General features: G+C 54.4%; 16 protein-coding genes. 4 read left to right on the forward strand and 12 right to left on the reverse strand.

Annotated elements, in window-relative coordinates; translation table 11 throughout:
- Positions 1-10: 10 nt before the first annotated feature.
- Positions 11-2,497: a sensor domain-containing protein gene (locus ACWWD9_RS12490; protein WP_455867212.1), complete on the reverse strand. Its 2,487-nt coding sequence runs from the start codon at positions 2,495-2,497 to the stop codon at positions 11-13.
- Positions 2,498-2,635: 138 nt separating this feature from the next.
- On the opposite strand from ACWWD9_RS12490, the gene lgt reads away from it, so the two are divergent.
- Complete coding sequence (gene lgt / locus ACWWD9_RS12495; RefSeq protein WP_455867213.1) at positions 2,636-3,418, forward strand: prolipoprotein diacylglyceryl transferase; 783 nt, start codon at positions 2,636-2,638, stop codon at positions 3,416-3,418.
- A 434-nt stretch (positions 3,419-3,852) separates the two neighbouring features.
- Here the strand turns inward: lgt and ACWWD9_RS12500 are convergent, their stop codons facing one another.
- The 6 genes from ACWWD9_RS12500 to ACWWD9_RS12525 form a co-directional block, all read right to left on the reverse strand.
- Positions 3,853-4,458 (reverse strand): hypothetical protein, encoded by a 606-nt coding sequence (locus ACWWD9_RS12500; protein WP_455867214.1) that lies wholly within the window; start codon positions 4,456-4,458, stop codon positions 3,853-3,855.
- A 106-nt stretch (positions 4,459-4,564) separates the two neighbouring features.
- Entirely contained in the window at positions 4,565-5,005 is a 441-nt protein-coding gene (locus ACWWD9_RS12505) for a hypothetical protein (protein ID WP_455867215.1), read from the reverse strand.
- Between the two features lie 79 nt (positions 5,006-5,084).
- Positions 5,085-5,288: a hypothetical protein gene (locus ACWWD9_RS12510; RefSeq protein WP_455867216.1), complete on the reverse strand. Its 204-nt coding sequence runs from the start codon at positions 5,286-5,288 to the stop codon at positions 5,085-5,087.
- Positions 5,289-5,390: 102 nt separating this feature from the next.
- A complete protein-coding gene (locus ACWWD9_RS12515; protein WP_455867217.1) occupies positions 5,391-5,840 on the reverse strand; it encodes a hypothetical protein in 450 nt (149 codons plus the stop codon).
- 195 nt (positions 5,841-6,035) lie between these two features.
- Positions 6,036-6,440, reverse strand: a complete 405-nt coding sequence (locus tag ACWWD9_RS12520; protein ID WP_455867218.1) for a hypothetical protein — start codon at positions 6,438-6,440, stop codon at positions 6,036-6,038.
- 1 nt (position 6,441) lies between these two features.
- A complete protein-coding gene (locus ACWWD9_RS12525; RefSeq protein WP_455867219.1) occupies positions 6,442-6,957 on the reverse strand; it encodes a hypothetical protein in 516 nt (171 codons plus the stop codon).
- Positions 6,958-7,178: 221 nt separating this feature from the next.
- On the opposite strand from ACWWD9_RS12525, the gene ACWWD9_RS12530 reads away from it, so the two are divergent.
- Entirely contained in the window at positions 7,179-7,316 is a 138-nt protein-coding gene (locus ACWWD9_RS12530; RefSeq protein WP_455867220.1) for a phage integrase N-terminal SAM-like domain-containing protein, read from the forward strand.
- A 169-nt stretch (positions 7,317-7,485) separates the two neighbouring features.
- On the opposite strand, the gene ACWWD9_RS12535 is transcribed toward ACWWD9_RS12530, so the two are convergent.
- The 5 genes from ACWWD9_RS12535 to ACWWD9_RS12555 all read right to left on the reverse strand — a co-directional run bounded on the left by ACWWD9_RS12535 (position 7,486) and on the right by ACWWD9_RS12555 (position 10,690).
- Entirely contained in the window at positions 7,486-7,797 is a 312-nt protein-coding gene (locus tag ACWWD9_RS12535; protein WP_455867221.1) for a TIGR03643 family protein, read from the reverse strand.
- The gene (locus ACWWD9_RS12540; RefSeq protein ID WP_190274883.1) at positions 7,770-7,949 is read right to left on the reverse strand and encodes a YbdD/YjiX family protein; all 180 of its coding nucleotides are present in this window, start codon (positions 7,947-7,949) and stop codon (positions 7,770-7,772) included. Before ACWWD9_RS12540 ends, ACWWD9_RS12535 begins: the two co-directional genes overlap by 28 nt.
- Positions 7,950-7,951: 2 nt before the next feature.
- Positions 7,952-10,021, reverse strand: a complete 2,070-nt coding sequence (locus ACWWD9_RS12545; RefSeq protein ID WP_455867222.1) for a carbon starvation CstA family protein — start codon at positions 10,019-10,021, stop codon at positions 7,952-7,954.
- A 239-nt stretch (positions 10,022-10,260) separates the two neighbouring features.
- Positions 10,261-10,485 (reverse strand): glycine zipper 2TM domain-containing protein, encoded by a 225-nt coding sequence (locus ACWWD9_RS12550; protein WP_455867223.1) that lies wholly within the window; start codon positions 10,483-10,485, stop codon positions 10,261-10,263.
- 46 nt (positions 10,486-10,531) lie between these two features.
- Positions 10,532-10,690: a DUF3309 family protein gene (locus tag ACWWD9_RS12555; RefSeq protein ID WP_013441183.1), complete on the reverse strand. Its 159-nt coding sequence runs from the start codon at positions 10,688-10,690 to the stop codon at positions 10,532-10,534.
- A 448-nt stretch (positions 10,691-11,138) separates the two neighbouring features.
- Here ACWWD9_RS12555 and ACWWD9_RS12560 point away from each other — a divergent pair, with 448 nt between their 5' ends.
- Entirely contained in the window at positions 11,139-13,016 is a 1,878-nt protein-coding gene (locus tag ACWWD9_RS12560; protein ID WP_455867224.1) for an ABC transporter transmembrane domain-containing protein, read from the forward strand.
- Between the two features lie 63 nt (positions 13,017-13,079).
- On the forward strand, positions 13,080-13,787 hold the full coding sequence (locus ACWWD9_RS12565; RefSeq protein WP_455867225.1) for a hypothetical protein: 708 nt from the start codon (positions 13,080-13,082) through the stop codon (positions 13,785-13,787).
- Positions 13,788-13,898 lie beyond the last annotated feature (111 nt).

Genomic DNA, 13,898 nt, shown 5'->3' on the forward strand with positions numbered 1-13,898 from the left:
CGACGTTGCATCAACGCAACGACTGGTTGAAGGTCTCCAGCGGCACCGGACGGCCGTAGTAATAGCCTTGCACATACTGGCAGCCAAGCTGGCTGAGGAGTTCGGCCTGCTCGGCAGTTTCCACGCCTTCGGCCACCAAATCCTTGCCCAGGCTATCGGCCATGGCAATGATGGCTTTGACCAGCAGCGCCGATTCGGTATTGGTAGCAATATCGCTGACAAACGAGCGGTCAATCTTGACCTGACTCACCGGAAATTTATTCAGATAGCCCAGCGCCGAATACCCGGTACCAAAATCATCAATCGCAATGGCAATGCCGATGGAATGCAGCGCTTCCAGCGTCTGGCGTATATGGTCGCTATCATGCAGCAGCAGACTTTCGGTAATTTCAAACTTGAGCCATTGCGGATGACATCCGGTTTCCTGCAGGCAGTCGGTAATCGTGGTCAGGAAATCCTGCTGCATGAATTGCCGCGAAGACAGATTGATGGCCAGCACATAGGGCTGGCTGCGCAGCGCATTCCAGGCCACGGCGGTACGGCAGCCCTCGCGCAGCACCCAGCCGCCAATCTCGACGATCATGCCCCGCTCCTCGGCGATGGGAATGAATTTGTCCGGCCCCACCATGCCGAGGTCAAAACTGTTCCAGCGCAGCAGGGCTTCGGCGCCATACATCTCGCCTGTCGCCAGCTCCATGATGGGCTGGTAATACAGCTGCAGCTCGCCTTTTGCCAACGCCTGCCGCAGCAGATTTTCCATGAGCAAACGCTCGGCCGCATTGACGGTCAGCTCCTGGTTGTAAAACTGGAAATTGTTACGCCCCTGCCGCTTGGCGTGGTACATGGCCAGATCGGCGTGCTTGAGCAAATCATCCAGATGGCTGCTGTCCTCAGGGTAAAAAGCAATGCCCATGCTGGCTGACACAAAAAACTTGATGCTGGACACTTCAAACGGCACATTGAGCGCATCAATAATGCGGGCTGCCAGCAAGGCGGCGTCCAGACGGGACAGGCAATGTGGCAGGGAAATGGCAAACTCGTCGCCGCCCATGCGCGCCAGCATGTCATCCTTGCCCAGCAACTGGCGAATCCGGCGCGAGACTTCTATCAGCAACTTGTCGCCGACCGAATGGCCCAGGGTGTCGTTGATGGTCTTGAAGTTATCCAGATCAATAAACAGCAGGCAGAAGCCATGCTTGTTGGTTTGCGTCTGTTCAATCAGCATTTGCAGTTGCTGATTGAACAGCAAGCGATTAGGCAACTCGGTCAGGATATCGTGGTAAGCCAGCTGCTCGATCCGCTTGCGGTAACGGCTGTTTTCCGTGACATCACTCGCCACCGTCATGGCGCCAATCACCTCACCAGTTGCTGAGCGCTCCGGCACGATGCGAACCAGGTGCACCAGTTGCTCCTCGCCATACTGCGTGATCAGTTCCAGGGTATCGGACTCGCCCGTCGCCATCACCTCAAGAATACGTTTCTGGTAATCCTCGGCCGTGATATTGATGATATTTCCGCTCCAATACTCGGCCGGCGTCTTGCCCATCACCTCACTGATACGCTGCTGCAGGCTTTCGCGCATGGCGCAATACGAGTTCACAAACACACGGCGGCACTCGCGGTCATAGCGCACCACCGTCAGCGGCAGATTTTGCACTAGCATGGAATATTCATTCTCACGGCGGGCGATTTCTGCCTCCAGCCGGCGCTCTGCCGTGATGTCCCGCGCAAAGCCCACCGTCCCGATGACCTGTCCATCAATTACCACCGGCGATTTGTAGGTTTCCGCCCAATGCAGCTGGCCGTCTGGATTCATGATGGGCTCCACCAGCATCTTGGCTGCGCCGGAAGCCAGTACTTCTTGATCATCCGCCACATAACCCTCCGCCATGGCGTGGGGGAAATAGTCAAAATCCGTCTTGCCACGCATGTCTTCGTCATGCGCAATTTGCAGCACTTCAGCAAACGCCTTGTTGGTGGCCAGAAAGCGGCTTTGTTTGTCTTTCAGCCACACCATGAAAGGAAAGGTATTCAGCACGGCACGCTGATATTGCTCGCGGCGGCGGATCTCCAGCGTCTCCGCGGCATCGCGCTGGTCGGTCTGGCGGCCTATCGCCAGCACACCGATCATCTGGCCATGTTCATCTGACAATGGACTGAAGCTGATGAGATCAAATATTTCCTGGCTACCCACGGTGAAATGCGCCACGCAGCCACCCGGTCGGCCTGTTCGGATCACCTCTTCCAGCGTCTCGCGGTAATTCCAGAAAAAAGGATGCAGCACCACATCGGCGGTTCCGCCCAAGTGATCAGGCAATATCGCCTGGAGCGCGGGGTTGATATAGCGCGTCTCGGCCTTCAGGTTATAAAGGGCAATTTTTTCATTAGTGTGCTGAAACATGGCTACCGCAAAGCGGCAGAGCACTTCCAGGGTAATGGGCTGAGCTGGGATCTCCCCCGGATTCTGCATGGACGTTTCCATCCCTGAGTGTTGCATGTAACCCTCCCAAAACCGGTATCGCACATCGGCAATTTGCTTGCGCGATCCTGATTGTCATTATTTTCGGTTACCATAGCACATCATGAATACCAACAGAACCAAGGGCTAGCCGACTTGGGCAGGCCTGCTTCCACCATGCTTATACATCCAGAATTCGACCCCATCGCCATTCATATCGGCAGCTTCGGCATCCATTGGTATGGCCTCATGTACCTGCTGGGCTTTTTGAGCCTGCTGTGGCTGGGCAAGTGGCGCATACGCCGCAACCCCGACTCTGGCTGGAAGGTCAGCGATGTCGATGACATTCTGTTTTACGGAGCGCTGGGCGTCATCATCGGCGGGCGACTTGGTTATGTCATGTTTTACCAGCCCACTTACTTCAGCCAGCATCCGCATGAAATCCTTTACCTGTGGCAAGGCGGCATGTCATTCCACGGCGGGTTTCTCGGCGTACTGGCGGCCATGGCGCTGTTTGCCCGCAAAACCGGCAAGCGCTGGCTGGAGATCATGGACTTTGTGGCACCACTGGTACCGATAGGCCTGGGTGCAGGACGCATGGGCAACTTCATCAACGGCGAGCTGTGGGGCCGGGCCACCGACATGCCCTGGGGCATGATTTTCCCCAAGGTGGACAACGTCGTGCGCCACCCCTCGCAGCTCTATGAATTTGCGCTGGAAGGTGTCGTGCTGTTCCTGATTTTATGGATTTATTCGAGCAAACCCAGACCACGCGGCACGGTCTCGGCGCTCTTTCTCATCGGCTACGGCAGCTTCCGCTTTCTGGCGGAATACACCCGCGAGCCGGATAGCTACCTTGGCCTGTTATCGATGGGGCTGAGCATGGGCCAGTGGCTCAGTCTGCCCATGGTAATCGCAGGGTTGGTGATGTTTTACTTGTGCCGCCAACCACGCCCCTAGAAACTGTGGCGACCAATGGGGGGCGCTGTGTCTGAGACTTACCTAGACACCTGCCCCTGATTATACGATCTGCTCTTCCGTAAACTTTGACCTCTTCACAACACAATCTCCCTTCATTCTTGGTGAAATTGTGCCGAAAATTTCATTTTCTAATGGTACGTTAGAGGGGGGCAGGTCAGAGTTTATGATCGCTAACTTGCCTGCTATCGAGCCTTATAAATTTTCAGGGTTTGCTTCGTAGTGTTCTCGCACCCACTTAACATTAAGCTTCAAGGGAAGCAGATTCTTCTTGGCTTAATGGCCTTATGGTCTGTTTCATATGACTAACGTTCAAGGTGAGGGGCCTCGATCTTATGGGACATAGCTCAGTATGCCTAATATTAATTAAGGGGTTGGCTTTAGCCAGTCCCGCTTGAATGATGGGCTAACGTACATCAGTAGATGTCGAAGGTTGGAATATAGGCGTTGTTCTTCTTCGCGACTTCCATCAATTCATCCAGTAGTTCGACATACTGCTGACGGGTGTGCAACTGACCCGCCCGAGAGGCGTACACAATTCGCTGCTCCAGTGGCACATAGGGCGCTACAATTCGCTGAAGTTGCTCAAGATGGTTGGCTGCGCGATTGATGTAAATAAGCCTTGCGCCTTGAACTATGACAAATGCAGAGAATGCGACCCCAAACAAGATGAACACTCGTTGGTAGCGCAACAACCTCATTAGACGTTGAGGTGAACCATCTTCCCGGCGGGATCTGCCCGATATCAGCGTCCCCGTGCTTATAGTCATCAGTCCGGCAAAGATACCAATGAGGATTGAGAGCGTCTTTTCGCCTGCTCGTTCATAGCTGCCACGAGCAATTTCTTCGTAGATTGCGTCTCTCAAGCTGGTTAGGCCGAGCGTACCAATATCCAACAGAGCATTCCCTAGCCAATAAAGACCGGGCTTGAAGGCAACTTCCCACAGCCCTGAGCCTAATGCACCGATGACAAGCGTTCCAGCAAGCCACAGAAATGATTTTGAAAGATTCGAGTTCGTCATGTGTCTTGTTCGCTAACGTGTAAGTGGGGGCAGCCGGAGCGCGGAGGGCAGAGGGAACCAACAAGCGCAGCTTGTTGACTTTCCCGCTCGACTGCAGGGTTATGTTTCATATGCCTGAAATCCTCAGTTGAAGCTCTCTTTCATGACTGGAAGGTGCTACTCTTAAATCACAGTTGCCAAGCGAAGCTCTTGTAGTCCAAGCGGCGTCCTCGCCAACAATCTGAATTGACAAAAGCTCGTTTGGAAATGTAATTGGATAGATGAGCGGGAGATTCTCTATTCCTGGCATTACACGTATTTTCAGGTTCTGAACTAGCACGCCATTCGAGTAAAGCTTGTAGTAGGCCGTTTCGTGCTTTACAGCTAAGTATGCCTCGTTTGCTTTTGGCGCCTCTCCCTCTTTGACCAGTTTTACTTGTAGCTTGGCCCCCTGCATTTCGATAGCAAACTCAGTAAGCTTATCTCGATAATAGAAAAGAAGCGCAAAAATAAGCATGGGCCATGCTAGTGCCTGAGTCATTCCGGTAATGAATTCGAGATAGGTCATCGGGGGCTCACTGAAACATAACATTTGACATAAGGGGCGCGTTTTAGCGCGTCCCGCTTGATGAATGGGTGGGGCTGACTCATTGTTTGATTTTCCAATATTTTATTGTGTACGCAAGTGTTGTGACTGCAATAGATGCAACCATGATTACAGAAACAACAACTGCAAACCAAAACAAAGTACTGAGATTGTAATACTCAGCAGCCCCGAGTGCGCTAAAGCTGACAACAACACCCCAAAGGTTCTGATTTAGGTTGATTTTAAATTGTTCGGCAGCGCTCATACCGAATCCTTATCGAGATTGCCTAACGTTTGACATGAGGGGTCGCCGCAGCGGCGAAGCCGAGAAGGGCACCAAAAGCGCCGGTCCCTCTCGACAGAGTGGCTAGAGCCCGGTGGCCACATTGCTGTTTGCCTTGTAATGCTTGAGCAGCTCTTCGTTGCCGGAAAGTACTTCCAGCATCATTTGTATCATCAGCACAGGCCCGGGAACGATTCCTTCTTCATCGATCTCTTGGCCGTCAAAATCGGGATTGGTCGGGATTTCCATATTCACTACCCACCAAACCTCAATCTTCTTGAGAAGCGCCACAAGCTCTTGAAAGCGCTCGGTGTGTTTAAGATTCTTGGCCCCCATGACCATTGCCGGAAGCTCATGAGCTAATAAATTTCGAGTCGTGCGGATGCGTTCAAAAGACTCAACATCATCAGCATCAATCACTTGATTTTCAGTTAGCCAATCTAGCGATGCTTGCAGGGGATTTTTGTTTCTTGAGAGGACTGCCTTCTTGTACTTGTCGTCAATGACCATATCATTTTCATCGATTCCGATCATGTAGAATGATCTGATCCGATCAATGATTGAATCTTTGAGCAGTTCGAAAGCAGTTATGTACAGAGACACAGAAATTAGCCTCTCTTGCATCACTGCAGTCGTCAGCAATTGTTCCCATTGTTCCGCTGTCGATGACATATGCTCTAACGTTTGACGTTAGGGGCAGCCTTAGCAGCGAAGCCGCGAAGGGAATTGTTAGAGCTTAATTGCGAAGTCGCCAACTTTAACTCCCTCGAACTTCTGCAGCATGCTCTCTCCAGGCTTTATTGATTCAGTAACTGAGTCTTGTGGGCCAAAAATACTCAGTGCGCCGGATGTTTTTGTCGTTACTTTCTTTATCTCACGAACATCCGATGATTTGTAGTACTCACAAGACTCAAGCGTAGTTACTTTGTTTTGAACATGTTTTGCAATTGCCTTGCCACGAACAATTTCAAGTTGCTCAATATCCTCCCCTGAATCTGGGTCTTTGATTACCTCTCCTAAGCCGACGATTAAGAACTTGTCCCCTGACTTAACGCCGTGCTCGGAACCTTTGCTGATTATGATTGTGTAGCTATCTCTAACTGAGGCAACTTTTGAGAAATATCGGTCAGACATTTTAATTCCCCTGCGAATCTATTTGATCTAGCGCCGTAATTGGAACAACCGGCCTTATGAGAACATTCTTAAGACCTTCTAGTGTTTCCGGGATTTGATCTAGAACCTTAAAATCCTTCTTGATCTTAATCTGAATTATTTTGTCTTGGATTATGTGAACAAAACCAAGATACGCAAGCCTGTCAATTCCATCTATTTGTGCATAGCAACCCAATATAATGTTGCTTACAAAATTCTCGTTTCTACGTATAACAAAAACGTTTTCTTCTTTTATGTACTTTATCGGAGTTTCGTAAGGCGGCAGTGTTCGTCTCTCGTTATATAGGTCAAAAATTATTTTAAGAAGAATAAGAACTATTGTTCCAAGCGTAAGAACTGTAAATATGATCCATTTAATAGATATTTGGTCACTGGTATTTACGAACATAGTAACAAACGCAGATATAAAACCTGCGCACCCTATAACCATCGATAGGCCAGATATGCTAAAAAATCCACTGACAATTTTTTCTTTCATTTTTTCCGCTCAGTAATGGATTAGTGGTGGCTCTAACGTTAAATATCCCCTAATAAATCACTTACTATTTATTTGAGGATGGATGATATTAATTTACTAATTTTTAGTCCCTATATAAATCATTGAGTAGCGCATGTTTAATGCACCTTTAATTCTTATATACAACTGATCACACACCATGATGTCTACTAAAGGGAATGCCAGTCATCCACTAAAATTGTTTGAGCAGGTCTCAGCCTCGCATCCGGATGATGCACTATAGTATCAGAACCGAAAAAGCCTATGTGAACTGGGTCAAGCGCTTTATTCCCTTCCATAACAAGGCCATCCCCAAACCCTCAAGGGTGAACATGTGGTGACTTTCTTGGCGCATCTGACGGCTGAAAGGCATGTGTCGGCATCCACGCAGAACCACTTGAAGCGCGTGAAAATACGGATAGTTATCTGGGATTGTTATCGATGGGGCTTAGCCTGCCCATGGTCATTGCGGGGCTGGTGATGTTTTTACCTGTGCCGCCAGCCGCGGGCTTAAAACTGCGGCACCCGATGCCGGGCACGATGCCGCGCCACCTCGGGGCTGCGCAGGGCGGCATGCTTGGTGGCCCGCCCCTGCATGCGTTTGCGCCATAACCGGAATGCCGAAGCGCGCAGCTGCCGCCGCATGAGATCAATCACCGCAGCTTCAGATAAGCCAAATTGAAATGCAATAGCCTCGAATGGCGTGCGATCTTCCCACGCCATTTCGATCACCCGGCCAATATCCGCCGCACTGAGCTCCTGACCGGAGATGGCGGGTTCAGCGGTATCCCGAGTTAGCAGCACCGCTTCACGCCTTTCCATTTGCCATCCTGCCATTGCTTGAAAAAGGCTTCGCGCGTCAGTGGCGGCTCGTCCACGTGCTGCTCGGCGTGATGCCGCAGATAGCGCTCGTAGGCATCATCGCCAGACAGGCGGCGCACCACGCGCCAAAACGCTTTCAATTTATTCAGCATGTTCAATCCCTTGCCCATTGGGCATTCAGCGGTGCTGGTTCGTGCGGGTGCTCGGTCGATGGCCGTACCGGCTTGCCTGCCAGATAGCGCCAGCACACGCGCAGCATATCCAGTATCACCACCCACAGTATCACGACAAAAAACAGCGTCAGCCAGGCATCCAGTTGCTGGTTGAAAATCAGTTGCGGTGCCACGGCGGCTTTTTCTGGTGGCAAAGCACCTGCCGCCAGTTTGGCCGCCATATCATTGGCGGCGGCAAAAAAGCCCACGCGCACATCGTCGCTCATGATTTTCTGCCAGGCGGCGGTGCTGGTAATAATGACCAGCCAGGTGAGCGGAAGTGCCGTGACCCAGGCATATTTGAGACGGCCGGATTTGACGAAAATACCCGTGGCAACCGACAAAGCAATGGCCGCCAGCATCTGGTTGGAAATACCAAACAGCGGCCACAGGATATTGACGCCGCCATTAGGGTCAATCACGCCGATGTAAAGGAAATAGCCCCATCCGGCGACCACCAGCGCGCTGGTAAACAATACCGAGGGATACCAGGAGGTCTCGCCCAGTTTGGGCCAGATATTGCCTAGCATGTCCTGCAGCATGAAGCGGCCGACGCGGGTGCCCGCATCCAGCGTGGTCAGGATGAAAATCGCCTCGAACATGATGGCAAAGTGATACCACAGCGCCAGCAGGCCCTGGCCGAACGCACTGCCAAAAATGCTGGCCATGCCCACCGCCAGCGACGGCGCACCCCCGGTACGGGCAAACAGCGTGGCCTCGCCCATCTCGCGCGCCAGCGACTCCATTTGCGCCACGGTGACCGGGAAGCCCCAGCCGCTGATGGTGGCAACGGCATCGGCTGCTTCCTTGCCGACGATGCCCGCCGGGCTGTTGATGGCAAAAAACACGCCCGGATCAAGCACGGTGGCGGCAATCATCGCCATGATGGCAACGAAAGACTCCAGCAACATGGCGCCATAGCCGATCATGCGGATGTCGCGCTCGTTTTCCAGCAGCTTGGGCGTGGTGCCGGAGGCAATCAGCGCGTGGAAACCGGAAATAGCGCCGCAAGCGATGGTGATGAAGACAAACGGGAACAGCTTGCCGCCGAAAATGGGGCCGGTGCCATCAATAAACTGCGTCAGTGCCGGCATTTTGACTTCCGGCTGCAGCATCAGAATCGCAATCGCCAGCACGATGACAGTGCCCAGTTTCATGAAGGTGGAGAGATAATCGCGTGGCGCCAGCAGCAGCCACACCGGCAAAATGGCGGCAGCAAAGCCGTAGGCAATAATCCACCAGGCCAGGGTCAGGCCTTCGTGGTCAAACCACACGCGCAAGGTGGGATGATGATCCACCCAGCCACCGCCCGCCACGGACAGCAACAGCAGGATCACGCCCAGAGCAGAGGCTTCCAGCACCTTGCCCGCACGGAAGTGGCGCATGTACAAACCGACAATCATGGCGATGGGAATCGTCGCCGCCACGGTAGAAGTCGCCCAGGGGCTGTGCTTCATGGCATTGACCACCACCAGCCCGAGCACGGCGATGAGGATGATCATGATGGCAAAGGTGCCGACCAGAGCGGCGGTGCCGCCTATTGCGCCCAGTTCCTCACGCGCCATCTGACCCAGGCTGCGCCCATTACGGCGGGTGGACAGGAACAAGGTCACCATATCCTGCACGGCTCCCCCCAGCACGGCACCAAACAATATCCACAAGGTACCTGGCAGATAGCCAAACTGGGCGGCCAGCGTTGGCCCTACCAATGGGCCAGGCCCGGCAATCGCCGCAAAGTGATGGCCGAAGACGATCCATTTATTGGTAGGCACAAAATCGCGGCCGTTATCCAGGCGCACGGCGGGCGTGGCCCGCGAGGCATCCAGCATCAGCACCCGGGCGGCGATCCATGCCGAGTAAAACCGATACGCCAGGGCATACACACATAATGCCGCGGCAATAAACCACAGGGAGTTGATACTCTCGCCGCGATGCAGGGCGATGCCTCCCACCGCTGCCGCCCCCAGGATGGCAACGAGCAGCCACACGCTATTCTTCAGGATAGTTTTCATAATGACCGTGAGTGATGTGCAATGGGCTCACAGTATAAAACAGACCTGGGCGATATGCCGTGTCTACCTTTGGGAAGGCTGGAATGGATATGACACCTGCAGGCTGGATGCATAGAAAAGAGAATGCCTGTAACAGAAGCTATTGGAATACATAAAAAAGCCGGAGCAATCATGCTCCGGCTTTTTCTCAACATCACCACCTGGTGCCAGGCACTCGGTGGTCTCCTCCCTGCTTTTATCTATTTCTTATCTTTACCAACCTGATTGCCGATAATGCCGCCCACGGCAGCGCCACCGACGGTACCGACAGCGCTGCCACCCGTCAACACAGCGCCTGCCGCGGCACCAACACCTGCACCCACGGCCGTATTCTTGTCCCGGGCGGACATATTGCCACAGGCGGAAAGACACGCCACCGTCAACACGATGCCGGTCACCCGCCAGGTTTTATTGAGGATTTGCATGTCTATCTCCTAAAGCTGGTTAGTTATTAACTTGCTGGCACGATGGCTAAATACGGCCGGTGAGCAGCAGGATCAACAGAATGATGACAACCAGGCCCAAACCGCCACTTGGCGCATAGCCCCAGTTGCGGCTGTGCCCCCAGGTCGGCAACGCACCCAGCAACATCAGGATCAGTACGATAAGCAAAATGGTCGTGATGGACATAAATTCCCTCTTTTCTTCAAATTAGTGAACAGTTGAACTGCTCTGGTTATGGGGTAATTTGTGATGCGGCGCCGACCAAAGGCCGACGGTATTTATGCACGCGCGTGCGTGCATTTAATTTAGTGCATGTAATTTAGTGCATGAAAAAATAGATGATGATGAGCAGGAATGCCGGTACACCCAGCAGCCAGGCAATAAAATATTTAATCATCAGAATTCCCTCCTTGGTTTAAGCGTTTGTTTGTTTGACACGCAGCTCCACTGTATAGGGGCTTGCTCGCAACGCGCATAGGGGTAGGTCTGATACTGGTGTCAGTGGAGGCTTACAGTTATGCGCAGGCTTTTATCAGTCGGGGACTCTCCCGCGCCTTAAGCATTGTGCGGGCGATTTCTGGAGTACCATGCAATCCATGGAACATTCCCACCCCCAACAAGGTCTGTCGTTTACATGACAACCACGCCTGATTCCCCCGATATGAGCGCAGAAACCCCCGTGCCTGCTGCCCCTGCCAAACGCCTTTCCGCACTGAGTCGGCTCTGGCCCTTCCTCCGCCCCTATCGCTGGCAGATCATGCTCGCCCTGTTATTGCTGACACTTGCCAGTGCCACCCTGCTGGCGGTGCCCCTGGCATTCCGCGATCTGGTGGATTTTGGTTTTGACAAACCGCCGCAGCAGGGGCCGAGTGCCAATGGCGATCTCAACAGCCACTTCCTGCTGCTGTTTGGGCTGGCCTGTGCCTGGGCCATGCTGGTTGCGGCACGTTATTTCACCGTCTCATGGGTGGGGGAACGCGTCACGGCTGACTTGCGCAGTGCCGTCTACGGCCGCGTGCTGACGCAATCACCGCAATTCTTTGAAACCCTGCAGACCGGCGAGGTGCTATCGCGACTGACCACCGACACCACCCTGATCCAGACCGTGGTTGGCAGCTCTGCCTCCATGGGCCTGCGCAGCCTGTTCCAGTTTGTCGGCGGCATGGTGATGCTGGCCGTCACCAGCACCTATCTCTTTTCCATCAACCTCGGGCTGATGTGCCTGCTGGTACTGCCCATCATGCTGATCGGCCGCTCTGTCAAAAAGCTCTCGCGCGAATCGCAGGACAAGATCGCCGCCAGCTCGGCCATGGCCGGTGAAATCCTGAATGCGATGCCCACCGTGCAGTCCTACACGCAGGAGCAGCGCGAGATTGGCCGCTTCAAGCAAAGCACGGAGCTCAGCTTTGAAACCGCGATCCGTCGGGTACGTGTGCGCGCCGCACTGACTGCATTGATCATCACTGCTGTGCTGGGAACCATCGTGTTTGTGCTGTGGCTGGGCGCGCGTCAGGTCAGTGAGGGCGCCATGACCGGCGGCGAGCTGGCATCGTTTGTGTTGTATGCCGCCATGGTGGCAGGGGCGGTAGGCACCATGGCCGAAGTCTGGGGCGACATCATGCGGGCCGCGGGTGCCACCGAGCGCCTGCTCGAGCTGTTGCAGGCCGAGCCTGCCATTCAAGCACCGGCAGAACCCATGGCATTGAAGTCGACCACGGAAGCCACCATCGGCTTTCACCATGTCAGCTTTCATTACCCCTCACGCCCCACCCAGCCTGCCTTGCAAGAGCTGACACTGGAGATCGCCGCCGGCGAAAACATTGCGCTGGTCGGCCCCTCCGGCGCGGGCAAGACCACTTTGTTCCAGTTGCTGCTGCGCTTTTACGACACCAGTGCGGGCAGCATTACCATCAATGGACAGGATATACGCCAGCTCAGCCTGGAAAGCCTGCGCGGCCTGATCGCCGTGGTGCCGCAAGACCCGGTGATTTTCTCGGCCAATGCCATGGAAAATATCCGCTATGGCTACCCCTATGCCACCGATGCTGAAGTGCTGATGGCCGCCAAGGCCGCCCAGGTCGATGAGTTCATCCATCGCCTGCCCAAGGGCTACGATACCTTCCTTGGCGAACGCGGCACGCGGCTGTCGGGCGGGCAACGCCAGCGTATCGCCATCGCACGTGCAATCCTCAAAAACGCCCCTATCCTGCTGCTGGATGAAGCCACCAGCGCGCTGGATGCCGAATCCGAAATCCTGGTGCAGCAAGGCTTGCAGGCGGCCATGCAAGGCCGTACTACGCTCATCATCGCGCACCGCCTGGCCACGGTGCAGCAGGTGGACAGGATTATTGTCATGGATCAGGGGCGCATCGTGGAAACCGGCACGCCAGCAGAACTGCGTCAGATGGGCGGGCTCTATGCGCGTCTGGCCAAACTGCAGTTCCACGATACCGAAGCCTCTGGCAACGCGTCCCCTGCAGTCCCCGATATAGCCAGCCTCGCTCATGAATAAGCCCTGAAGCAATGCAAGCTGGCGCGCCTGAACTTGCGCCCGCGCTGCATGCTCCCAGTGCTCATGATGACAATGCGCCATTTCTTTTCCCGCTGGCTGCTGGCTCTGTTGCTGGCCGCCGCCCTGCCAGCCCTGGCCGAGCCTTGCGATGCGGTGCTGCAGCGCTGGCAAACGGAAGAAAATGCCGTGCTGGCCGAGCTTGCACCGGTATTTCAGCAAGGACGCGAAGATGGCACCATTCAGGTCGAACTGCGCTCGCTGCCCGACTGCGCCACCGAATTACGCCTGCAACTCCCCGCCGCCGATCTGGAACAAACCCGTCAATATCTGGAGCAGAACCCGGCCAAACGCATTCTCATGAGCGCACAAGGCTATGCCATCCCCGAGCAGACCGAAAGCGTGGTCACCATCGCGGCCAATGACACGCACCCTGCCGATCTGAAAGCGCTGAACCAGGGGCTGGAATTCATGTATCAGCTGCTGACCCAGCTGCGCGCTCATATCCCTGACGGCCAGCAAAATCAGCAAGCCTGGCCATTGGCCCTGCAGCAATCGCAGCTGCATGCCTGTCGCCAGGGCTGGCAGGCCACCGACCTGACATCCGCCTGCCAGTGCCGGCTGCAGCAGTTATCGGCCAGCATCCCCCCGCGCCAGATGGCTCTGATTATCTATCTGCAAAAGCAGCCTTATGCCACGGCTACCGGCGCACTTTCCAGCTTCAATACGCTCCAGCAATCCATCCTGCACAGCTGCCAGCTACAGCCGCGCTAATCCCCAAAACCCGCCAACTCTGCTGCAGGACGCGCCCACCAACGCGCCGGATGCCGCATCAGAAATACGGGCGGTTTGTATAGCCGCCTCGCTGAGCTACAATTCGGCGAA

This window comes from Methylovorus sp. SPW-M1 (genome assembly GCF_053848825.1).